This is a genomic window from Stenotrophomonas sp. 86156_Sma (assembly GCF_056481625.1).
On record NZ_CM151157.1, the window covers coordinates 3,864,973 to 3,885,149 of the forward strand.

Annotated in this window: 23 protein-coding genes; 2 read left to right on the top strand and 21 right to left on the bottom strand. The window is 64.6% G+C overall.

Going from position 1 to position 20,177, the window contains the following annotated elements:
* Window position 1: 1 nt before the first annotated feature.
* On the bottom strand, window positions 2–418 hold the full coding sequence (locus ACZK33_RS17860; protein WP_043402241.1) for a hypothetical protein: 417 nt from the start codon (window positions 416–418) through the stop codon (window positions 2–4).
* Window positions 418–3,297: a Laminin subunit alpha-2 gene (locus ACZK33_RS17865; protein ID WP_478453667.1), complete on the bottom strand. Its 2,880-nt coding sequence runs from the start codon at window positions 3,295–3,297 to the stop codon at window positions 418–420. Before ACZK33_RS17865 ends, ACZK33_RS17860 begins: the two co-directional genes overlap by 1 nt.
* 45 nt (window positions 3,298–3,342) lie before the next feature.
* Here ACZK33_RS17865 and ACZK33_RS17870 point away from each other — a divergent pair, with 45 nt between their 5' ends.
* Complete coding sequence (locus ACZK33_RS17870; protein ID WP_478453669.1) at window positions 3,343–3,984, top strand: hypothetical protein; 642 nt, start codon at window positions 3,343–3,345, stop codon at window positions 3,982–3,984.
* Window positions 3,985–4,158: 174 nt separating this feature from the next.
* Here ACZK33_RS17870 and ACZK33_RS17875 read toward each other — a convergent pair whose 3' ends face one another.
* The 19 genes from ACZK33_RS17875 to ACZK33_RS17965 all read right to left on the bottom strand — a co-directional run bounded on the left by ACZK33_RS17875 (window position 4,159) and on the right by ACZK33_RS17965 (window position 19,371).
* A complete protein-coding gene (locus ACZK33_RS17875) occupies window positions 4,159–4,809 on the bottom strand; it encodes a hypothetical protein (protein ID WP_049400514.1) in 651 nt (216 codons plus the stop codon).
* Between the two features lie 71 nt (window positions 4,810–4,880).
* Window positions 4,881–5,681 carry a phage tail tube protein gene (locus ACZK33_RS17880; RefSeq protein WP_049400515.1) on the bottom strand — a complete coding sequence of 267 codons (801 nt, stop codon included), beginning with the start codon at window positions 5,679–5,681 and terminating at the stop codon, window positions 4,881–4,883.
* Window positions 5,682–5,691: 10 nt separating this feature from the next.
* On the bottom strand, window positions 5,692–6,180 hold the full coding sequence (locus tag ACZK33_RS17885) for a hypothetical protein (RefSeq protein WP_049400516.1): 489 nt from the start codon (window positions 6,178–6,180) through the stop codon (window positions 5,692–5,694).
* Complete coding sequence (locus ACZK33_RS17890; protein WP_239669737.1) at window positions 6,173–6,469, bottom strand: head-tail joining protein; 297 nt, start codon at window positions 6,467–6,469, stop codon at window positions 6,173–6,175. The genes ACZK33_RS17885 and ACZK33_RS17890 overlap by 8 nt, the downstream gene beginning before the upstream one ends.
* A 23-nt stretch (window positions 6,470–6,492) precedes the next feature.
* Window positions 6,493–6,984, bottom strand: coding sequence for a lysis system spanin subunit (locus tag ACZK33_RS17895; protein ID WP_049400518.1), 492 nt, complete (start codon window positions 6,982–6,984; stop codon window positions 6,493–6,495).
* Window positions 6,981–7,322 (bottom strand): hypothetical protein, encoded by a 342-nt coding sequence (locus ACZK33_RS17900; protein ID WP_049400519.1) that lies wholly within the window; start codon window positions 7,320–7,322, stop codon window positions 6,981–6,983. The genes ACZK33_RS17895 and ACZK33_RS17900 overlap by 4 nt, the downstream gene beginning before the upstream one ends.
* On the bottom strand, window positions 7,322–7,753 hold the full coding sequence (locus ACZK33_RS17905; RefSeq protein ID WP_049400520.1) for a structural protein P5: 432 nt from the start codon (window positions 7,751–7,753) through the stop codon (window positions 7,322–7,324). Before ACZK33_RS17905 ends, ACZK33_RS17900 begins: the two co-directional genes overlap by 1 nt.
* A gap of 80 nt (window positions 7,754–7,833) precedes the next feature.
* The gene (locus ACZK33_RS17910) at window positions 7,834–8,187 is read right to left on the bottom strand and encodes a DUF2190 family protein (protein WP_049400521.1); all 354 of its coding nucleotides are present in this window, start codon (window positions 8,185–8,187) and stop codon (window positions 7,834–7,836) included.
* A 69-nt stretch (window positions 8,188–8,256) separates the two neighbouring features.
* Complete coding sequence (locus tag ACZK33_RS17915) at window positions 8,257–10,497, bottom strand: ClpP-like prohead protease/major capsid protein fusion protein (RefSeq protein WP_049400522.1); 2,241 nt, start codon at window positions 10,495–10,497, stop codon at window positions 8,257–8,259.
* Between the two features lies 1 nt (window position 10,498).
* Complete coding sequence (locus ACZK33_RS17920) at window positions 10,499–12,031, bottom strand: phage portal protein (protein WP_049400523.1); 1,533 nt, start codon at window positions 12,029–12,031, stop codon at window positions 10,499–10,501.
* Window positions 12,031–12,249 carry a hypothetical protein gene (locus ACZK33_RS17925; RefSeq protein WP_049400524.1) on the bottom strand — a complete coding sequence of 73 codons (219 nt, stop codon included), beginning with the start codon at window positions 12,247–12,249 and terminating at the stop codon, window positions 12,031–12,033. Before ACZK33_RS17925 ends, ACZK33_RS17920 begins: the two co-directional genes overlap by 1 nt.
* Before the next feature lie 125 nt (window positions 12,250–12,374).
* Complete coding sequence (locus ACZK33_RS17930) at window positions 12,375–12,674, bottom strand: helix-turn-helix domain-containing protein (RefSeq protein ID WP_049400525.1); 300 nt, start codon at window positions 12,672–12,674, stop codon at window positions 12,375–12,377.
* Window positions 12,674–14,530: a phage terminase large subunit family protein gene (locus ACZK33_RS17935; RefSeq protein WP_239669735.1), complete on the bottom strand. Its 1,857-nt coding sequence runs from the start codon at window positions 14,528–14,530 to the stop codon at window positions 12,674–12,676. Before ACZK33_RS17935 ends, ACZK33_RS17930 begins: the two co-directional genes overlap by 1 nt.
* Before the next feature lie 59 nt (window positions 14,531–14,589).
* Window positions 14,590–15,234, bottom strand: coding sequence for a hypothetical protein (locus ACZK33_RS17940; protein ID WP_049400527.1), 645 nt, complete (start codon window positions 15,232–15,234; stop codon window positions 14,590–14,592).
* A gap of 342 nt (window positions 15,235–15,576) precedes the next feature.
* Window positions 15,577–17,991, bottom strand: coding sequence for a DUF5906 domain-containing protein (locus ACZK33_RS17945; protein ID WP_478453675.1), 2,415 nt, complete (start codon window positions 17,989–17,991; stop codon window positions 15,577–15,579).
* Window positions 17,992–18,166: 175 nt separating this feature from the next.
* Complete coding sequence (locus ACZK33_RS17950) at window positions 18,167–18,325, bottom strand: hypothetical protein (protein ID WP_219629383.1); 159 nt, start codon at window positions 18,323–18,325, stop codon at window positions 18,167–18,169.
* A gap of 73 nt (window positions 18,326–18,398) precedes the next feature.
* Entirely contained in the window at window positions 18,399–18,929 is a 531-nt protein-coding gene (locus ACZK33_RS17955; protein ID WP_049400529.1) for a hypothetical protein, read from the bottom strand.
* On the bottom strand, window positions 18,926–19,135 hold the full coding sequence (locus ACZK33_RS17960) for a hypothetical protein (protein WP_049400530.1): 210 nt from the start codon (window positions 19,133–19,135) through the stop codon (window positions 18,926–18,928). The genes ACZK33_RS17955 and ACZK33_RS17960 overlap by 4 nt, the downstream gene beginning before the upstream one ends.
* Entirely contained in the window at window positions 19,132–19,371 is a 240-nt protein-coding gene (locus tag ACZK33_RS17965; RefSeq protein WP_080355136.1) for a transcriptional regulator, read from the bottom strand. Before ACZK33_RS17965 ends, ACZK33_RS17960 begins: the two co-directional genes overlap by 4 nt.
* Here ACZK33_RS17965 and ACZK33_RS17970 point away from each other — a divergent pair.
* Window positions 19,370–20,164: a S24 family peptidase gene (locus ACZK33_RS17970; RefSeq protein WP_228756445.1), complete on the top strand. Its 795-nt coding sequence runs from the start codon at window positions 19,370–19,372 to the stop codon at window positions 20,162–20,164. The two genes, ACZK33_RS17965 and ACZK33_RS17970, sit on opposite strands and share 2 nt — an antisense overlap.
* Window positions 20,165–20,177 lie beyond the last annotated feature (13 nt).

The window sequence follows — 20,177 nt, forward strand, 5'->3', positions numbered from 1 at the left end:
ATTACACCGTCATGAGGCGAAGGGTGATGGAGAAAAGGTCCGCATCAAGCGCGGGGACAGCAAAGCGGGTGGGATCGACTTCGATGGCCGGCCCATCCGTGCGGCGCCACCGGACCTGGAATGACCGCTCGCCGCTGTTGTGGGCCGGCATGACCAGATCCAGCGGCGCCAGGCGAGCCTCGCTCTCACTGGCCTGCAGCGCCCGTAGAACAGGAAGACTGACGACGCCGACGTAGGCAGTACCGTCCCGGGTTGTCTGGAGAGTGATCGGCCGCCCGGCCTGCCGCGCAGACTCTTGGACGATCAAGGCACCCGTCAGGCTTGTACGCGCCTGTTGCCCTACCTTCCAGGCCGTGAACTCATCGGTCCACTGAAGGTCAGCCGGCAGTTCGATTCCAGCAAGAACGATGCGGGTCATCAGCTACGCCCCCGAACGGAAACGGCCCTGCTTTGCTGAACCTGCCGCAGGACCAACGGAGCGACGAGGCCCGCGAGGCGCTGCGCTTGCTGCACCTCGGCGGCGGTGGCGCCGGCCACCACTTCCTTCGAAGGCAGCTTCCAGTCAATGACAATGACCTGCTCGTTGGTGCCGTTGCTGCCGATGCGAGCCGCGTCCGCCTTCGCCTGCGCCTCTGCCTCAGCTTCAGCCTGCTTGCGGCGCTCGGCGAGCGCGGCAGCGGCCTCCTGGTCTCGCTGCTGCCGCTGCCGCACGACCTGGGCCTCCAACTGCGCCACCTCTGCGATTTCGCCCTTGCCCACGTAGTCGAACTGTCCTGCCAGCCGCTCCTTCGCTGCTTTGGAGAGTTCGTCCTCCGCCTCGGCGGTCGCCTGAAGCTCTGCCTTGTACTCAGCCAGCTGCTTGCGCTGCTCAGTGACCCGGTTCAGCGCATTGGCAAACTGCACAAGCGGGTTGGGTCCGCTGAGCTTGCGCATTGCCTGCAATGCAGATTCGGAGACCTCGCCAATGCTGAACGCCATTCCTTGCGCAGCGGCCCCGGCCTGCCCCATCTGCTTGCCCATTCGTTCGGAGCTACTCCCTACCCGGTCAACCTGGTCCGCCGCACCACCCGCGCTCTCGCGCACCTCCTCCAGCCGCTCGCGGCTGCGGCTGGCACCGTCCTGCAGCTGGCGCATTGCCACGTCACTCACATCACCCAGCCGCTGCATGCTGCGCTCGGTGTCGTAGATCGATTCCTGCACTGCGAGCTGGCTATCGACGTTGTCCCGGCGCCACTGGTCACTGTCCGCAGCTGCAGCGCGGGTTGCATCGGCATATGCCCGGAAAGCGCGACGAACGTCTTCGACAGAGGCCTTGCCGCGAGCCGCGCCGTCACGAATCGCTTCGAAGGCGCTCTTGGCAGCGTCGCGCGTCGCATTGAGCGATGCCTGGGACTGGATGCCAAGCCTGGCAAATTCGTCCGCCAGCGGATCGATGGCGACCTGAATCTCGCGGATGCGAGCGTTCAGCGCTGCGGCTGACCGCGCGGCCGCATCGAAGCCGACCTTACCCTGCCGCCCTGCCGATTCCAGCAGCGCGCCCAGCGTGCGCGCTTCGTCCAGCGTCGCGACCTTGCCAAGCGCTGCCTTGAATGCGGTCTCGATCTGGGCGCCCGTAGCCACCGCGCTCTCTGTGACGGCACCGAACGAAGCGATCGCATCCTTGCCGGCGGCAGTGAAACGAAACCCCATCTTGGAAGCCTCAACACCGAGCTTCTGCATGGCCGACAGCAGCGTGGTTTCAAGGACGGCCGATGCATTAACAGCGCCCTGCGGCAGCGCCTCGAACGCAGATTGCGCCGATGCCTGGAAGCGGGCTAACTCCTCTCCGGAGAGCTTGTTCAGCGCTTCCAGCAGACCGTCTCGCACGTTCCGTTCTGCAGCCCCGCCTTGGGTAGCCACATAGCCGAGCGCAGCTCCTACGGCCTCCAAGCTTCCTGTGTCGACAAAGTTCAGCCCTTCAAAGACCTTGCCGATTGATTCCTTTGCGAGCTTGGCATTTCCCTCGATTCCCTCCAACTGCTGGACCACCAGCTGCGCCGCACCGCCGATGCCATTTTTCAGCGAATCGGCAGCCGTCTTCGCACCCTTGGCCATCGCAGCGAAGCCGGTGGATACCTCCAAGAGACGTGCGGAGACCTGACCCAGCTCCTGCAGCTGCTCCGCCGTCGCGACACCGGCCTTCTGCTGCATCAGCAGGAAGCCTTCCTGCGCTGTGAGGTACTGCTCCAAGCCGAACAGACGCTTCTCGTATGCCTGCCGCTCGGCCTCGCCCAGCTTGGCGACTTCCTCGGCCGACTTGATAACTACGTCACGGTACGCAGCGAAGGACACTGCCTGTTCACGCAGCTGCAGCGCCGAATCGCGTACCTGGCTGATGTAGGCCCGCTGCGCTTGACCGGCACGCTTCAGCGCCGGGTCGTGCTGCTTCCAGATGTCCTGCGCCACGGTCTTGAGGACATCCAGACCGCCCATCGCCGCTTCCAATCCCAGCACGGCCACCGTGATGGGGACTGCCTTCGGCAAACCGCGCAGCAACGCACCGAACCGACCGATACCCCGGCTGCCGCTTGCGACCGCTGCATTGTTGGCGATCTGCGCGTTCGTGGTCGCGATCAGGGCTGCGCGCCATGCGTTCAGCTGGAGCAGGGCCCCCACGATCTTGAACTGCGCATATGCGGCGGCCATCAGGCCGATCACGCGGGCATGGTCCACAACCCACTGCGTCGTGCCCTTCACCGCCTCGGCCATGGTGATGATGGCCTGGGCGGTCTGCTTGGCCCAGCGCGATAGGCTGCCATCGGCGGCCAGCCGATCCAGCGTGGTCAGCAGGGTGGTGAGCTGCTCCTTGAAGTAGGTCAGCACGCCCTGGTCTGCGACCTCCTGTTTCCAATCCTTGAAGCGATCGGTGGCCGTCTTCCACAGGCCGGCGATGGTGCCAACCTTTGCAGCGGCGGCTGCGCCACCATAGGATTCGGCCAGCAGATCGAGGATGATGGCCTGCGCCTTTGCCACCTGCCCGGTAGCTTCCAGGCTCTTGATCAGCGACTTCTGGCTGTCATCCAGCGTAAAGCCCTGCTTGCTCAGGCTCTCCATTGCCTTCGACGGCGTCTGCAGCGCCTTGCCTACGACCTCGGCAGACTGCTCCAGCGACATGCCCAGCCGCTGGGCCTGGTCGATGGTGATCTGCATCGCCGCCGGGAACTGCTCGCCCACGATGTTGGTGTACGACAGCAGGCGGACCTGGGCGGCGCTGATCTGCCCATCATCGAAAAGCCCACTCTGCAGCTGCTGGCGCATGGCGGCCAAGCTCTGCGCAGTGAACTCGCTGGTGCGACCCGTGGCGTGCAAGGCCGCTTCCAGCTGAGCCAGTTCCTGCTCAGCGTCGCTGCCCTCCTTCACGATGGCCTTGATGCCGTCAACCACTCGGTTCAGGCCGACGAACGCGATCGCACCAGCGGCGACTGCCTTGAGTCTGCCGAACCAGCTGACAGTGCTCTCGGTGGCCGAGGCAAGATCGCCGCTGCCGGCGGCAGCATCAGCAGCGCGCTCGCGGTACTCGGCCAGCGACTTCGCGGCGGCCTTGCTGGTGGTGGCCTGCTTGCGGAAGGCGGCCTCGCCTTCCTCGATCTGCTGCTTGCGGCGGCGGCCGGCCTCGGCCTCGGCGGCGGCGGCACGGGCCTGCTCGGTCAGCGCGGCCGCACTGCGGGTGGCCTCGATACGCAGCCGCTGCTGGTGGTCGGCCAGGTTGGCCGTGTTGACGCCGAGCGAGGACAGTTCGGTATCTGCCTTGGCAACCGCGTCCCACTGCTCGGTAAGCGCCTTCTGCAGGCGCTCCCCCTCTTGCGCAGCTCGCGCTGGGCAGCCAGCACCTCGCGCGACGGCTTCTCCATCTCGCCGATGCTGAGGCTGAGGGACAGCGCAGCCTGCTGGTTGGCTCCGAACTGCTTTTCCAGCTCGGCAAGGTCGGTCAGCATGCCGTCGTAGGCGTCCGCCTTGGATGCGGCCTCATTCAGCCCGGTCAGCGAGTCCAGCAGCTTGGATGCCTTGCTGGCGGTCTCGACTGATACATCGCCCAGGTCTCCGAACGCCGCGCGCAGTTCGTCCACGCCCTCGCGACCCTGCGTCTCGATGACAACGCGAATTGCTTCTTCAAGCCGATCAGCCATTGGAACTTCCATTGATGCGCCACTGGCGGCGCAGTTCAGTCACGTAGGTGGTATGCAGGCGATCCATCAGCCGACGACGTGCGGTGAGAGCGCGGCTGTTGCCATCGGCGCCGGAGAGCATCTCGAACGGGCTGGGACCGCGCAGGATGCGCACCGGGCCGCGGCCGTGACGTTTCTGCTGCGCACGGTCCCAACTGCGCACCCGAATGGCCTTGCGCCCCTTGATCGTGGCGATGAAGGCACCCTCGTAGGTCTTAGACTCGCCCAGGCCGATGCTGGCCGTCGCGCCCTTTGACTTCCGGCCCGCCCAGCGGCCGCCGAACTCGATCAGCGAGATCTGGCGCGTGCTCGCCCAGATGGAAAGGAAATCGTCCCTGCCGCGCTTGCCGCTGCTGTAGCCGCGTTCGCCGGTCTCCACGCGGTACTTCCCGCGTAGCGCCGAGGCGCGGATGTTGTACGAAGCCCGGACTTCCTGCGTGGTGGCCGGCCCAGCGCGCCGCTGCAGCCCAATGAACGCCCGCTGCACCGACAGGTCATAGCGATTCAGCACCGCGCCAGCCAGGTCGGTCAGGCCGTGGAAGCCCTTCGCGCGACGGCCGCTGACGTAGTACTTGAGCAGGTTGTTGGCGCGATTGGATGCCACGAAGCCCTTCCTGATTCATGCCGGGAGGGCGCCACACAGGCGCCCTCCCCTTGCCGAGGTCACCGCCCCGCTCAATCCGCCGACTGCGCCGCGATCTTGAAGGTGTAGAGATCGGTCTCGCCGGACTGGAAGATCACCGGGCCGGTCAGGGTCACCTGGATCGGCTCATCGCTGAACCAGTCCACGTCGCCATCCACGGTCAGGTCGACATTCGGGATCGTGAGCAGGCCTTCATCGCCACTGATGCGGTCCTGCATGTCGCCCAGGATCTGGAAGGACTTGCTGGGCGTGGTGCCGCCGCTGATGGCGGTTTCCAAGTAGGCGTCGTAGGTGTAGCTGGCCACCACGGTATTGCCGGCCTGCAGAGCGCCGCCGGCCTTCGGAATCAGAAGGCCGTGCACCGGATCGAGGGTGTAGTCGGTGCCCTCCACCAAGTCGACGGTACCCTTCTTGAAGACCGGCGCGGTGTCGGCCAGCAGGAAGTTGTGCGGCAGCTTGACCGGGGTGTCCACGCTACCCACGGTCACGGACACGTCGGTGGCGGTACCAGCGGCGACCTGGGTAGCCACCAAGGTGCCGTACAGCATGCGGGCCAGGATGGCGGTCGGCACTTCCAGCGCGGTGATGGACACGCTGGTGACACCAGGATTGGAGTCTTTGTGAATGATCTGCTGATAGCGCGCATCGCGGCGCTTGCTCTTGATCTCCACCGAGTCGCCGGCTTCATAGCTGAACGTCAGCGACGACTGTTCCAGCGGCTGGTTGCCGAACTTGTCGGCCGGCTCGGGGATAACGGGAATGCGGGCGCCGTTCGCGCCGTGCTCCCAGAAACGCAGATCGCCTGCGAACTTGCGGACTTTGGGCTGTGCCATGGTGTTGCTCCTACGGGTTCGGGTTGGGGACGGGCTCGAAGGTCTCGGTCAGACCAGCCCGCGCGGTGATCTGAGCGACTACGGCGGAGTGCCCTGCGTCGTCTTCCAGAGTTGCCATCTGGGTTGTCAGCAGTTCGAAGGCGGTGACGCCTATCGGCAGCATCTTGGCGTTCAGCGTCAGGGCGCGGATCAGGTCGTGCCTGGCACGGTGAACCAGCAACCGTGGGTTCTCCCGACCGCTCCCGCGAGGAACTTCGAACTCGATGGTGATAGCGGCGTCGGAACTGGCCTGGGCGCTACCGCCTCCACTCCGCGAGAGCTGCTGGACCGAGATGACGGTGGCGGGCTCGGACTGGTCCTCGGGCACCTCATCATCGTCCACCACGATCAGCCCGCTTCCGATATCGGTGCGGAATCCAGCCGACGTGCGGATCAGCTTCACGCGATCACGCAAGAACTCGACCAGCTGCCAGGAGAGGGGTTCAGCCAGCTCAGCCACGGCGCACCAGCCAGCGGCTGCGTGAGCCGTCGTCACTGAGCTTCTTCACGTTCACGAAGACCTCGCCATCGACCTCGACGCGATCCCCCTGCTCCGGGTCAACATCGGCTCGCAGGTAGGCGATTTCGACCCGTCCAGCAACGAATTGCTGCAGATCCCCGATGGTCTCCACATCGCAGTCGACGTAGGCCCGTACGCCCTCTGTCACGACGCCGGACTTCTCCGACTTGACCGTGGCGGTGGATACCATGCCCGCGATTGCCAGCGCACCATGAATGGTTGCGTCCATCTGACGCAAGAAGTCCCGCTCGCTCACCGGACACCCCCCGAACACAGAAGCGCGTACGCTTGCAGCCCCCTCACCTGGGCGTCGCACTGGGCGGCGGCGCCAACAGCTCGGCCCGCACTTTCGATTCGGTCGTCGGCTCGACCATCAGGCTGGCTGGCGGCAGCGGCGGCTGCGGACAGCTCTGCGGTGGCGATGGACGCTTGCCAACGCTGGTGCAGGCGCTGGTTGCCAGCGCGAAGATCAGCGACAAGGCGATCAGATGCCGTCTGTGCATCGTTCTTTTCCTTTTCGTACTTGGAGGCCAGGGCGTTCGCGGCGGCGGCGCTGCTGCGCTCCGCCTTCAGGGTTTCGGCCGCGGCATTGGCTTCGGCGCGGGCAGCATCACGCTCAGCTTCCATAGCGTCACGGGCCGACGCGGCCTGGTCGGCCGCACGGTGCGCGATGGAGACCGAGCCGCGCTGCCAGACAACGACAGCCAGCAGCAGGAGGATGGCAACGATGAGGGCGCGGATCATGCGGACACTACCGGGTCTTCGGGCGGGATGACCGCACCAAGGCCGCGCAGCGTGGATTCAAGCTGGCGGACGCGAATACGCAGCGCGCTTGCGTCCTCCTGCGCCTTGAGGCGCATCTGCATCTCGGCCTGCAGCCGCTCGTCCTGAGCAGTGACACGCTGCTCGAGGAACCCGATGCGCTCGGAAAGGCCCTTGATGAGATCCACGTTCGCGTCGGTTTCCGTGCGCTCCTTCCTGTGCGCGAGGAACGCCGTCCACGTCTCGCGTAGCACCCACAGCGCTACCACGCTGCCCGCAGCCCACCAGGGTGCCGAGCCAGTGACGCCGCCGCCGACCATCAGCGCAGCGCCTCTGCAACGCCGGCGTCGATCACATCCGGGCGCCAGTACATGCCTCCGTTCTCATGCTTGGCGATGGCCGTAGCCAGGCGACTCAGGGTGATCGCGTTGTCCAAGCGGATGACTTCCGAAGGCGCAACACCAACGGCGGTGGCAACCTGCCGGACGTAAGCGCCGGTATCGTTTTCCACCGGTGGGGCCCAGCGCCCGATGATCTCCTTCACCGTGCGCAGGCCGTGCTTGCGCTGGTAGGTGAGCAGGGTCTTCGCGAGGGCGCGGAACCCAGCCTGCGGGGTCAGGAACACGCAGAAGCGCTGCTCACGGGCGATAGCCGCAGCTGACCGGTCCTCACCCTGCCACGGCGTGCTGGTGCGGTCGATGTTGCCAGGATTGTTGTTGCGTACGCCGCGCGGCGTGTTGGTGGTGCCCATGCGATCCCCCGTAGTCGCTGTGGAAGAACCGGCACCGCTCACGCCACCCGGGCGTATGTGAGCGGTGCCGGCCTGTTCGGTTACGCGCCTGCTGCGGCGGAGCCCGGCGTCAGCCGGACGAAAACGGTCAGGGCGCCGGCCTCGGCCGGGTAGACAGCGAAGCCGATGTCGCCCACCTGGTCGGCACCGGCTGCACCGGCGGTCGCGTGCCCAGCATCGGTGTCCCAGTTGACGGCGGTACCGACAGCGAACACGGCGGCCGGCAGCTTGGGCAGCTCGAACACGCCTTCGACGTGCGTAGCGATGGTCTCGCCGGCCTTCCCATCGGTCACGGCGACGGCAACCAGCTTGCCCTGTACCACCAGCTCGCCACTCTTCGTGTCAGCGGTCAGGGTCACGTCGAGCACGCGACCGTCCTGATGTGCGTTCTTCATAAATACTCTCCGGATGCGTGAAAGGGTTCAGGAGACCGCCGCTTTCGTGGCGATCTCCATGGCGGGCGATCAGCCCTGAGCGGGTGCCGGGTTACCGGGGTTCTTGTAGATGCCGCGGAAATCGGCAATCGCCGGCGCCGCATCTAGGCGCACCTTCCAAGCCACGCCATCGACGGTGAAACCCTGGTGCTGTTCCAGGTACGGTGTCTGGTTGCCGTCGAGGTAGCCCACCACGATCCCATCCACGTAGGCGGGGTTGGAGATGCCGTACCAGGCCTGTGCATCCTTGGCGTCCAGACGGCCGTCATCCCAGACTTCGAAGGTCTCGCGCACGATGTTGGGGTCGTTGCTGCCAACGCCCCCGCCCACGGCGAACTGGGCGGTGCGCACGGTTTTTGCCAGGCCGCTCAGCGCCACCGGCGTCAGCAGGCCGCGCATCGGCACCTGGATGAGATTGCCGTCCGCATCCTTCTGCAGGCGCATGGCAGCCTGCATCGCGCTGACGCTGGCGGTGCTGATCAGTGCAGCCGGGAGCAGGTTCTTGTGGTCAGCATGGAACAGGCGCTTGCCGTCAGCCAGGATCGGGTTGCTGTTGATCAGATCGAACACGGCCTTGGCGAGCGTACGGCGTGCCGCCTGGCCCATCTTGCGCGGCACGTCGCCAAACACACCCAGTTCGTCGTTGATGATGGCCTGGCGGGTGATGGTGAACAGCTTGCCGTAGGTCACGATCTTCATGGCCTGCGACTGCTCGGAGAACGAACCCTGCTTGTACTCGCCGCCTTCCGGGACGACATCCAGATCAGAGAAGGCGCCCAGACCCACCAGGTTGGTCGGCTTGAAGTCGCTCACATTCACCGGGCGGGTGTACTGGTCGAAGGTTTCTTCCACTTCCTGGTAGCCCTGCAGCAGCGCCCGGCGCGAAGCGTCTCCCAGCAGCTGCGGGAAGTCCGAGCTGCTGTGGGTGAAGGCCATGCCCACCACTTCCAGTCGCTCCATACCACGGGTATCCACACCGGCCTGCTGCACGCAAGCGCGGGCGATCTCGGTCAGGGACATGCCACGGAAGGCGTTACCGTCCGTCGCCTGGACCAGACCGGCACGGGCCTGGATCGCATTGGACATGGCCGAGCGGGTCAGATCGCGCTGGTCAGTACCAGCGGTGACGGCCGCACCGCCATTGAGCGGTGCAGCGTTGCTGCCCAGCAGTGCCAGGATGTGGCGACCCACCGCGTCGGCGGTGACGTTGGAGTCTGCCTGCGCCATTACGCCATCCACGTACTCACGGACCTGTGCGTTGCCCATGTGCGGGAGCGCAATTGCCTGGATCTGGGTGTTGCGCTCACGCAACGCACCCAGCGCGGCCTGGACCGGATCGGCCGGCGTCGGCGCGGGAACGGGAGCCGCGGCGACGACCGGGGTGACCGGCGCGGCAGCGGTGGTTGCGACTGCCGGGCTCTGTCGACCGGCGTTCGCGAGGATGGCGCTGTACTGCTTCTTCATGGTTGGATCCTCGATATGGCCGATCACGGCCGACTGGCTGACCTCGGGAAGCGAGGCGAATACTTGCGGAGAGAGGCTGGCGACGATGCTTCGACGCAGCTGGGACAACACGGGAGCGCCAGCACCCTCGATGGACTGCAGATAGCCGCGAATGGCGACCGTAGATGCCGACGACCACATAGCCGTGGCTCCGGGGTCGGCATCCACCACCAGGTCGGCCAGACCGGCATCTACGGCCTGCGGACCGGAGAACCAGTGGTCGGCGTCGTCGGTGAGCAGTCGCTCCATCTCTTCACGCCGGCCGGAGCGGGCCGCGTAGGCCTCCAACATTGCCGACGCGTGCGCGTCCAGCGCCTCCGCGTTCTGACGAAAAGCCGTAGCGCTGCCGGCAGCGACGGTACGCGGCGCATGAACCATGACCAAGGAGCTGGCATAGACACGGCGCTCATCGCCGGCCTGCAGGATCAGCGAGGCGATGGAAGCGGCCTGCCCCTCCACGGTGACGATCTTGTGCGCCGGATGGGCCTGCAGCGCGTTGTGGATTGCCATGCCATCGGCGACGACACCACCGACGCTGTTCAACCGCACGTGGATGGTGCCCGCCGTGATCTGGCCGATCCGCTCGACCAGGTCGGCAGCGGACACTGACTCTTCGAACAGATAGCCACCGATGGCGCCATAGATCATCACGTCGGCGACATCGGCCTCCGCGCGGACCTGATACAGCGCGGGGCCGAGCTCGGCTTCGGTTGCCGCGTCCGCGCGGATCGTATTCTGGATCGCGCTGGCCAACAGGCGTGCATGCATGTCATTCGCTCCTGGAGAGATCGCGCGTCAGCTGGCCCAAGACTTGGGCACGCGCTTCTGCACTGGTGTTGGGCGCCGGCGGCGCAAGGGTCTGGGTCTGCTCCTGCCAGTCCTGACGCTGACGCAGGACCTCAGCGGGGTTGTTGCCGTACTGAAGCGTGTTCTGCTGCGGCGACACCCAGCCGCGGTCCTCCGCCTCGCCGCGCGCGTAGGCCTCCTTCAACGGATCAATCCACGGCATCACCGGTCGGACGTACGTTGAAGCGGCCAGGTCCCGGAGCGTCCAGCCGCGGGGCAGGCGCACGCGGCCCGAAAGCACGCATGCCTCCACGAAACGCATGCGCTGCGGTCGCACGCACAGCGCAATGAAGCGTTCGGCCAGCATCAAGTAGCTGCCCCACTTCTCGACCAGCTCCTGACGCTGTGCCGAATAGGTTCCGTTGTAGTCCAGCGACAGGCTGGAATAGCTCACGCCGATGCCACCGGCAGCTGCGCGCAACTGCTCCTTCCGCCAGGTGGCGGCATTGGGATTCGGCCGGTCGGTGCCCAAACTCTCAATCGACTCGCCGGGCAACAGATCATCGAAGATCGCACCGGGGGCAAGGCGCAGCTCACGAATCGGAACACCGTCTTGGAGGATGGCCTGGCCGCCTAAGTCCGCGCCGTATTGCTCGCCGCCGCCCTTCTTGATCTGGAACGTCATCGACGCCGCCACCTTGGCAGCAATGCGTTCGGATTCTTCGTAGTCCTTCACGTCCTCAAATCGGGACATGGCGCTCGCGAACACGCTGAGCCCCCGTACCTGGTGCAGGCGCTTCATCAGCGCGATGCAGTGCATGAACTCGGCAGAAACCCGCTTGGTCTCCAGCCGCGTCCCCATCGGATCGCCCGGATGACTCTTGTAGACGTGGAACGCGATAGGCCGACCCCAGGCGTTGCGCTCGACACCTTGCAGGATGTTGCGCGCCGGATCGTTGAAGTCCAACGGCACCAGGTCGGCTTCCAACATCTCGAAGCTGTACGGCACAACAGTGCCGTGCTCGAAGAACGGCACTGTGCCGATCAGGTCCTGGTAGAACGCATCACCGTCGCGGAACCAGCTGCGTGCCAGCAGCTGCTGGCACATGCCGTAATCGTGCGTGCGGGTGGCCTCGGGCGCGTCCCACCAAGCGTCCCAGAGGTCGTCCAGCTGCAGTGCCAGATCGCGGTTGATCGGCTGCCCGGGGAGCCGAGGTGCAGAGAGCACGTCGATGCCTGCGCCAACCGTGTTCTGGACCAGAACGTTCAACGCGTTGTCCGCCAGATCAAGGTCACGCTCCAGATGGCGGGCCTGATCGCGGAGCTGGCGCGCATCCATGCCTGCGATGGCATTGCCACTGCCCCAGTCCCTCGCCAGCTTTCGGTTTCGCGACGGCCGCGTGACTTCGTGCGCGCGAGCGATGACCGGAGCCATCTGAGCCCGCGCCGATTGAATGGCGCGATCCGCGCTGAGTGCGGCATCCAACCGTGCCTTGGCGATCTGCGCGGAGGACATCAGGTCTTCCCGCCGAAATCTGCATTCGCCCAGCGCGCCCGACGACCGGCAACCGAGACTGCACGCAGGACCGCAGCCTGCCACTCTTTCCGACCGGAACGAATCTCAGCCAGGTCCGCTCGGGACAACTGGCGATCACCGATGCGAACGGTCTGGCCCGAAAGGACGGCGACCTCCGCGTCGATGTAGAAATCCAACATTTCCTGAGCAGTCTTCATGACAACATAGGCTACGGATAGCGCTGTCCACGAACTCAATAAATTCGTGGACAGCAGCCCGCGTAACTAACTGATCTGAAAGAAGCAGAAAACTAATTTGTCTCCACTTTCATTGAAACCGTGGACTACACCTGTTTTTCCTTTCTCGGGAGCCCGCCAGGGAACAACTCGTGCAGCTTTGATCTCGACACGTCAAAGTCCCGCATGACCTGTTTCACGGGAATCCCAGCCTCTAAAGAACGACGAATCTCGGCCAGGGGATAGGTCCGAACTGCGGCAGGGAAGTACGGCTGCTCGCCGGCGAAGCATTGCATCACCGACTCAACGAACGGCAGCGCCATGCGCTCACTGATGCCAATGTCGGCCCGCATGGCGGCCAGGATCCGCTCCCTCAGCTCTTCGGCCGACTCGGTACGTTTTGCCATTACAGCGCCCACCCATCTCGCGCCAGTCCGCTGCTACGCGGCCGGACCTGTTGGGTTCCACGCGAAACAATCTTCGCCTCGACTTCGGCAGGCGCAGCCTCTGTTTCACGGGAATCCGTGCTGTTCACGGTCAGCAGCAGGCGGGCCTCCAGCACGTCCCAGTCTGCACGTGTGTAGCGATGCAGGCGGACCTCCGGGTGGTGCGCGGCAGCATAGGCATAGACCCAAGTGTCCAGCGGCTCGTTACGTGCAACTCTCTTCTCGAATCGGTTCTTAACCGGGTTGTAGACCTCCGACACCAAACCGGGGAAGTACTCATCCGGCAGCTCATCGCTGAAGTGCACCAGGCGCGATTCGACGGCGCGCTCCGCATCGGCAGAGAGGCGGCTATACAGATAGTGCTTCGCAGCCACGGTGCCTACGTGGTGAATGGTGATGCCACGCTTGTCCGTTTTACCGTTCCAGGTCACGTCAGCCAGCTTGCCCTTCGACAGAACCGGGGCATTGTTCGGCACGGCGCCGAAAATACACATGGGCCTAGTGACACGCCGCTGGCGCACGAAGTTCTTTACCGCCTCCGTGCGGTGGCCACCGGCATCGATGGCAACGGCCATCGGGCGCAGAAGAGCGCCGTCCGCTCGCTCGATGGCGCGGTTCAGAAGGTCTGTCAGCGCAACCCAGACGGAATCCTCTGCGGGATCACCCTGCAGCTCCACATAGTCCAAGGTCCAGGCGGTCATGCCACGCCCCCAGCCGATGGTGTGGACCGCCAGGCGACCATCCTGGGTATCCACACCCACCGTCACCGCCAGCACCCCGAGCGGAGCCAACCGCAGGGCGTACGGCTCGGCACGATCCTTGATCACGTTGTGCTTGACCGCGCGCATCGACGGGTCTTCCCACGTCTCGGCCAGCCGATCATTCACGAAGGTTTTGAGGGAGGCAGGATCACCCTGTGCCTCCAGCCACTCCTTCACCAGGTCCAACCAGCGCGGCCCCAGGCCAAACTGGTAGTACAGGCAATTGATGGTGTAGCCGCGAATCGGCGAGTCCGGGTTGGCCGCCACCCAGCGCCCGTTGGCAATCATGTCGGTCTTGAAGTGTTCCTCGATGGCGACACCGCACTCGCAACACGCGTACCACGCGTGGCTCTTGTCGGGCGACCACACCAGGCCGCTCCACTGCAGCGCCTGGTAATGGCCGCAGTGCGGGCACGGCACGTGATACCGGCGCTGATCGCTCTTGTCGTACAGCTTGGCGATGCGGCTGAGCCCGGCAATGCCCGGCGTGCTGATGTACTGGCGTTTGTAGGTCGTTGGGAAGGACGACGTGCGGCCGTCCAGCATCTTCACCGGATCGTCGCCCGTGGAGAGCTGCTGCGGCGCCTCATCGATCTCATCCACCTGGAGGTACTTCACCGTCGAAGACTTCAGGCGCTGCGGACTGCCCATGTGCTCCACGAACAGCTGGCCGCCGGCGAAGTCCTTGAACGTGCGCTGGTTCGCGCTGTCGCGGCTGGCGGTGCTGGTCAGCGCCTTCTTGACCGCAGCGCACACCTCGATCATCGGGTTGAGCTTCTGGGCGATCCACTTGTTCATGGACACCTCACCCGGCAGCGCGTACATCATCGGGCCCGGCGCATAGTCCATCCAGTAGGCCATGGCATTGGTCGCCAGCTGGCTCTTGCCGAACTGGATCGGGAACATGCAGACCTGGTCATGCACCGGGCTGCGGGCGGACATGTTGTCCATCGGCTCACGCAGTGGCGGGTTGCGGTCCGTCACCCAGCGCCCGGGCTTGCTGCCGCTCTTGGTGGACAGGCGCATGTGTTCGTCGCACCACTGCGAAACGCTCATGGGCCGCCGCGGCTGCAGCGATCGCGCCAGCACCGACGCCATGCAGCTCTGTGCCTCCATCATTCCGCAGCCTCCGCTGCCTTGGCCGCCAACGTGCGGAAGCATTGGCTGAGTTCTTCCAGGGCGTGGCTCACCTCATCCCAGACCAGCCGCCGACAACCGGCCTCATCCAGCGTTGCGGCGAGCTGCGGCGCCAGCGTATCGGCCAGGCGCTCCATCGCACCCCGGAACGTCGTCGCATGCTCAGCGAGAAACGCCTCCACGTCCGCGCGGGGCAGCAGCAGCCCCAGCTCCTTCTGCAGCGCGATGTGGGCCATGTGCGCGTCGGTTTCTGCCTTGTCGGCCAGCGCCTTGGCCTTGCGCGCAGAGTCCGGGGTCTGGGGCCGACCCACCCGTGAAGGCTTGGCATCGTCGTCGTCGCCATCGTCTTCGTCGTCATCGATGTCGGCGTCGACTTCATCGGCCCCCTCCCCGCTCCCCACCAGCGCGCTACCGCGCTCATCTGCGTGGCGCTGGGCGACACCGGCATAGACCGGGTCTGCGGTGCGTGCGTAGAGCTCCAGGGAGGCGGACTTCAGGAATCCCTTGCCGCCCTGACCCATCACCACCCTGCCCTTCTTCCTCAGCTCTACCACGTAGGACGGCTTGCAGCCGATCAGCGAGGCCAGCTCTTTGCCAGTGATCGTCACGTCTTCCTCAGCCATTGCTTCCCCCTACTCCATTTCCTTCGAAGATCGTTAAAGCGGAAAAACGCGCGCGCGTGAGCATGTGCGGGCTGTGCGGCGTCATGTGCGGGACGCGATAGCCGCTGAATCGACGTGGCACAAGGCGTGTGCGGCGTGTGCGGGATGTGCGGTCACCCATATATGCACGCGAGGCGCATTGCGTCATTGGATCGCGATACCCGTTCGCGCCCGCGCCCGCCCATGTAGGCCAATACCCGCACGTCCCGCACACGTCTACTGCCGCAAGCGATTCGCAGCAATTCAATGCCCGCACATCTGCCCGCACGTCCCGCACACCCCGCACATTGATGGGCATAGTGATCACGCACGCCCCTTATAGTCGGCGTACATGCGGCGGAACAACACGACCTGGTCGCCCAGCCATGCGGCCTCTGTCTTGCCGTCAGGCACCGTGCAGTCGCCCAGCATCAGGAACCCATGTGGCCCGTTGACGGTCTGCTCAATCTGGTAGCGCTTCCGCGCCCGGTCGGGGTGAAGGATCTGGCGCTTGCGCACCAGCGCGTTGATGAACTTTGGTGACGGCGCCGGGCGTGGCAGGCCTTCGCGCGCGCACCACGCCTTGTAGACCTCGTACCACTCCTTCGACAGCGCCGGCATGGGTTTCAGCCCGGGAATGTCATCGCCGTAGAGCTCGTCCAGAAACCGCTGCGGGCTGTCCTGACTCAGGCCGATCAGTTCTTCCTTGGCCTGCGTCATCGGCGGGTTGGTGCCGTTGGTGAAGCCGGTCAGGTCAACCTGCAGCAGGTAGTGGTGCAGCGCCGCCGTCGCGCCGTTGCGAATATCGGCCAGCACCTCGGTGTAGAACTCCAGGCTCAGCTTGTCCGGGGTCCAGATCACCGCATGGCCGCGGTCATCCTCTTCCAGCACGACCGGCATCGCCTCGTTTGAGAGGAACACCAGGTTGGCGTGGTTGTCTTCCTCGTAGGCCTGGATGTTCTTCGGGTTGATGCGGATGCGATCACCGGTGATCAGCGCCTTGAGCTTGTTTTTGAGGTGGTAGACCTCGGTGCGTGCAACCACTTCGTCGGCCAGCAGGAACAGCTTGCGGCTTGCCCAGTCGTTGAACTTGTCTTCAAGGGCGGCCTGGTCAAGCACGCGGCCGTACTCACCGTAAAGCTTCATGTACTCATCGAAGAACATGTTCTTGCCGGTGCCCTGCGGACCATGGATGACGATGGTCGATTTCATCTTGGCACCCGGATGCTGCAGCGGGTACGCCAGCCACTTGACCACCCAGTCGTACAGCGCCTTCTGGTTGGCCTCGTTCCCGCACATGTGCCAGAGCAGTTGCAGCAGCCGGTCGCAGTTGCCCTCCTGCGGCACCGTCGGCCAGCCTGCGAAGAGATTGCAGGTCACGCCCGGCTTCTCGCCCGAAGGGTCGAAGTCGACCTCGCGGACACGCACGATGGACCGATCCGAGTGCTCCATCCACGCACGGTGCAATTCCTTGCGCACGCAGGCGTCGCGCATGTCGCCCAGCGCAACCAGCATGTGTTCCTTGTGGTCGAACACCGTGCCGCCCTGCCCGTACACCAGTGCGAAGCGCTCAAGCAGCTCGGTCAGCGAGTGGATGGGAGCAAGACGATCATTGCCCTCGCCCCCGTTGCTGGTGAGGGAAGGCGCGCGTTTTTCTGCAGGAACCCGCCATGAAAGCTCCGTGAGACGGGCCTCGACCTGCGCGCGCACGACATGCAGGCCTTCGTGGGCGTGCAGATCGTTGAAGTCGCTGATCTTGCGGCCAGTGTCGATGAAGCGCTCACGCCTGGCCGGCTCATCGGCAAAGACCGGGTGCAGCACCGCTCCGCCCACGTCGAGCGCTGCGGCCTCGGCACCGAGCAGGCCGGCATTCGATGCGCCATGCGGCTGCGCGCACGATGGGCAGAACTGCGGATGATCGGCCAGCACCAGGCGGCTCTTGCAGTGCCGGCACTTCTGCAACACGTCGTCGTCGGCGCACAGCAGCATCTTGCTGCCGCGATAGCGTTTCGCCAGGGCCGAGGCGACGGCCAGCATGTTTCCGGCATCGAACGCCACGGCCACCGGGTAGCCCGTAGCCATGTGCAGCGTGGCCGCAGTGGCGTAGCCCTCGGCCACCAGCAGGATCCACTGGGGACTTCCGCCGATCAGGTGGAAGTGGCCCTTCTTGACCATACCGGCCGGCCAGTATTCCTTCGCAGGCTTGTGCCCTGCCGCCGCCAGCTTCGCGCTGCGCAGCACCTGCAGGCCATGCACCTGTCCGTTGACGTCGAGCAGCGGGACAAGTGCGGCGCCCGTGGTGCCATAGCGCAGGCCGAAACCCTGCACGCCCTTGCTGACCAAGTAGTCGGCCTCGCCAACGGCATTGGCCTTGGCCCAGGCGGACGACGCTCGCTCTGCCGCTCGCTTCGCCTGGGTCTGCCGGGCGGTCTCCGCCCTGCGCCGATCCTCGGCCAGGCGGTTGCGCAGCGCTTCGCGCTGTTCATCGGAGAAGGTCTTGTCGCGCTTACGCAGATCAACCTTGGTCGCGCCGTTCTCGTTGCCGTGCCAGACGCCGTAGGTGCCGACGACCAGAACTTCGCCGGCCGAGGTGTTCAGTTCGTGGAGCGCGTACCAGCCCCGGCGCTCGCGTGAACCTTCGACGCGGCACCGGACCATGCGCCCGGTGGTGTCCAGTTCGGTGACCAGCAGGCCGGCAGACTGCAGCTGCTGCAGCACATCCCCATAATTCTCAGACATTCAGTAGTTTCCCGAGCCGCTATGTACCCAGGAAATGCGCGTCCGAATACCCGCGTTCGTCAGATCCAGGGAGGACCCATCGCTGGTATCGCGAATAGCTCGCAATGCCACGGCGGATTCAGTAGCACGGGCAGCACGCGGCCTTTCACAAGCCACCCGGGGGGATGGGGCCAGATCAATGCTTGCTTGGTACATCAGGGTTCCCCAAAGGCAGGCTGTGCTGCCGGTTGTCTTGCTGCTCTTGTCGCTGGCGGATGCGCTCGCGCTCTGCCAAAGCTTCTTCACCAACCAACCCAGGCACCGCATCAGTCAGCGCCAGGGCTGCAAGTTCCATCGCTTGCCGCGCAGACGCGCTGGCTATGCCACGCCGTCGATATCGGGATCGATGGGCGTGGTGGGTTGCCACGTCAGTCCTCCATCCCCTGTTGACCAGCAGCACGGCAAGCGTTGCGCTCCAGTCGGTAGCAGAGCCGGCGAACCTCGCGCGACAGGTCCTGGATTCGATCCGCCTCGGGAACGGTCAGGCGCTGATCGGCTATCGCATCGATGCCCGCACCGGCCAATGCCCCCGTCAGCTTGTGCAGCTCCAGCAGCTTTGACTGGATTGCCGCCAGCTCATCGGGCCAACCTCCCAGGGGCGGCGGAGGCACGTAATCGACCATCAGGTCGTACTGCCCTGCGAGGGAGCACACCCAGTCAGTCGCAATCCCTTGCGTACCAACGAACAGCTGCAGGTAGTCCGTCAGAATCTCGGCCATCTCCATGGAGATCGACTCACCATCGATGCCCCGAAGCTTCTTCCGCAGCGTCTCCGCCGATATCGATCTGCCTCGGCGCCTGCTGATATGCGCGGCCGCATCCTGTAGACCACCAGGGGCGCGGGCCACTGCGTTGTGCAGCGCATCCCGCCAGTACAGGTCAGAGCGGAGGCAGGTCACGTTGCCCCCTGAAATGCGCCATCGATCATCGTGGGAAGGCGGGCGGCGCTCGGCGCAACATTGGCGCCATGGCAGAGATCATCAGCTTCCCTCAGCGAATGCGCTTCACCGCAATCCGCAACTTCGACGCCGCCGTGGGCGTCGGCGGAGTGGTAGCGGTGCTTTTCGAGCCCGACTACGTCGAATGGCGAGACCGACGCGATCATGCGGCTCCAACCTCCGGCCCATTTTGCTCCGCCCCCTCTTCCAAACCGAAAACATCTGGACGAAGTGCGTAGCGCGACACCCCGGTCGCGCGTTCAATCGCTATAGCGTGGCGTGGAGGTACTGGCCTCAACGCTCTGACCCATTGGTTCAACTGTTGAGGGGACACGTGCAGAGCTCGCGCCAGCGCCGCCTGCCCTCCTTCGAACTTCTGAACAGCTGCTTCTATTGGTCTCATGCCACAAGTAAAGCACAGCTTTCTCTTCAATGTAAAGCGGTGGTTTATTGGCCTGATGCCGCAAAGCTTGGATCATCAACCAATGCTTGATAGTCAGGAACTCGCAAGGCGCATCCGCTTTGCCTTCGAACACTCGTCCCGGGGCACAAAGGCCAGGGTCGCTAAAGAGTGCGCGATCAATCCACAAGCCATCACCGGCTGGGAACGAAAGGGCTCAATCGACAGGAACCACATCCCGACCCTGGCGCGCCTAACTGGGCGCCGGGTGGAGTACTTTCTAGACGGTTCTGTAAACGACTCTGACAGCTTAGAGCTCGGCGAAGGCCCCCGCCGAATCGATGCCGTCTCGCACTCTGAGATAGCCAGGACCGACCATGTTCACGTCGAGCAACTAGATGGAGAGGCGGACATGGGAGACGGACGTATCAACGATGATTACCCCGAAGTCGTCAAGTCAATGGACTTCACAAGCGCCTATATCCGCTCACTTGTAGGCTTCGTGCCACCACCCGGTCGCCTGGTTCTTGTCACTGGCCGAGGCGACTCAATGATTCCCATAATCCAGCCAGGCGAATCATTGATGGTGGACACCGGCATCACATCCTTCGATGGCGATGGCATCTATCTAATCAACACCGGCAATGGGCAACAGGTCAAGGGTCTGCAGGACCGTGGCGCCGCCGTCTACGTTGTAAGTGCAAATGCGGCGCTGTATCCGGCATTCCCACTGCCAAACGGCAGCATGATCGCAGGCAAGGTCTACCTGCGTAACCGTATTGATCGCCTGAACTAAGTAGCGCCAAAGG

Bases quoted from the DNA above. Each gene is read 5' to 3' on its own strand.
- ACZK33_RS17860 (WP_043402241.1), bottom strand. From the start codon at position 418: ATGACCCGCATCGTTCTTGCTGGAATCGAACTGCCGGCTGACCTTCAG.
- ACZK33_RS17865 (WP_478453667.1), bottom strand. From the start codon at position 3,297: ATGCGCCAGCAGCTGCAGAGTGGGCTTTTCGATGATGGGCAGATCAGC.
- ACZK33_RS17880 (WP_049400515.1), bottom strand. From the start codon at position 5,681: ATGGCACAGCCCAAAGTCCGCAAGTTCGCAGGCGATCTGCGTTTCTGG.
- ACZK33_RS17890 (WP_239669737.1), bottom strand. From the start codon at position 6,469: ATGGACGCAACCATTCATGGTGCGCTGGCAATCGCGGGCATGGTATCC.
- ACZK33_RS17895 (WP_049400518.1), bottom strand. From the start codon at position 6,984: ATGATCCGCGCCCTCATCGTTGCCATCCTCCTGCTGCTGGCTGTCGTT.
- ACZK33_RS17900 (WP_049400519.1), bottom strand. From the start codon at position 7,322: ATGGTCGGCGGCGGCGTCACTGGCTCGGCACCCTGGTGGGCTGCGGGC.
- ACZK33_RS17905 (WP_049400520.1), bottom strand. From the start codon at position 7,753: ATGGGCACCACCAACACGCCGCGCGGCGTACGCAACAACAATCCTGGC.
- ACZK33_RS17910 (WP_049400521.1), bottom strand. From the start codon at position 8,187: ATGAAGAACGCACATCAGGACGGTCGCGTGCTCGACGTGACCCTGACC.
- ACZK33_RS17915 (WP_049400522.1), bottom strand. From the start codon at position 10,497: ATGCATGCACGCCTGTTGGCCAGCGCGATCCAGAATACGATCCGCGCG.
- ACZK33_RS17920 (WP_049400523.1), bottom strand. From the start codon at position 12,031: ATGTCCTCCGCGCAGATCGCCAAGGCACGGTTGGATGCCGCACTCAGC.
- ACZK33_RS17925 (WP_049400524.1), bottom strand. From the start codon at position 12,249: ATGAAGACTGCTCAGGAAATGTTGGATTTCTACATCGACGCGGAGGTC.
- ACZK33_RS17930 (WP_049400525.1), bottom strand. From the start codon at position 12,674: ATGGCAAAACGTACCGAGTCGGCCGAAGAGCTGAGGGAGCGGATCCTG.
- ACZK33_RS17935 (WP_239669735.1), bottom strand. From the start codon at position 14,530: ATGAGCGTTTCGCAGTGGTGCGACGAACACATGCGCCTGTCCACCAAG.
- ACZK33_RS17940 (WP_049400527.1), bottom strand. From the start codon at position 15,234: ATGGCTGAGGAAGACGTGACGATCACTGGCAAAGAGCTGGCCTCGCTG.
- ACZK33_RS17945 (WP_478453675.1), bottom strand. From the start codon at position 17,991: ATGTCTGAGAATTATGGGGATGTGCTGCAGCAGCTGCAGTCTGCCGGC.
- ACZK33_RS17950 (WP_219629383.1), bottom strand. From the start codon at position 18,325: ATGGAACTTGCAGCCCTGGCGCTGACTGATGCGGTGCCTGGGTTGGTT.
- ACZK33_RS17960 (WP_049400530.1), bottom strand. From the start codon at position 19,135: ATGATCGCGTCGGTCTCGCCATTCGACGTAGTCGGGCTCGAAAAGCAC.
- ACZK33_RS17970 (WP_228756445.1), top strand. From the start codon at position 19,370: ATGCCACAAGTAAAGCACAGCTTTCTCTTCAATGTAAAGCGGTGGTTT.
- ACZK33_RS17965 (WP_080355136.1), bottom strand. From the start codon at position 19,371: ATGAGACCAATAGAAGCAGCTGTTCAGAAGTTCGAAGGAGGGCAGGCG.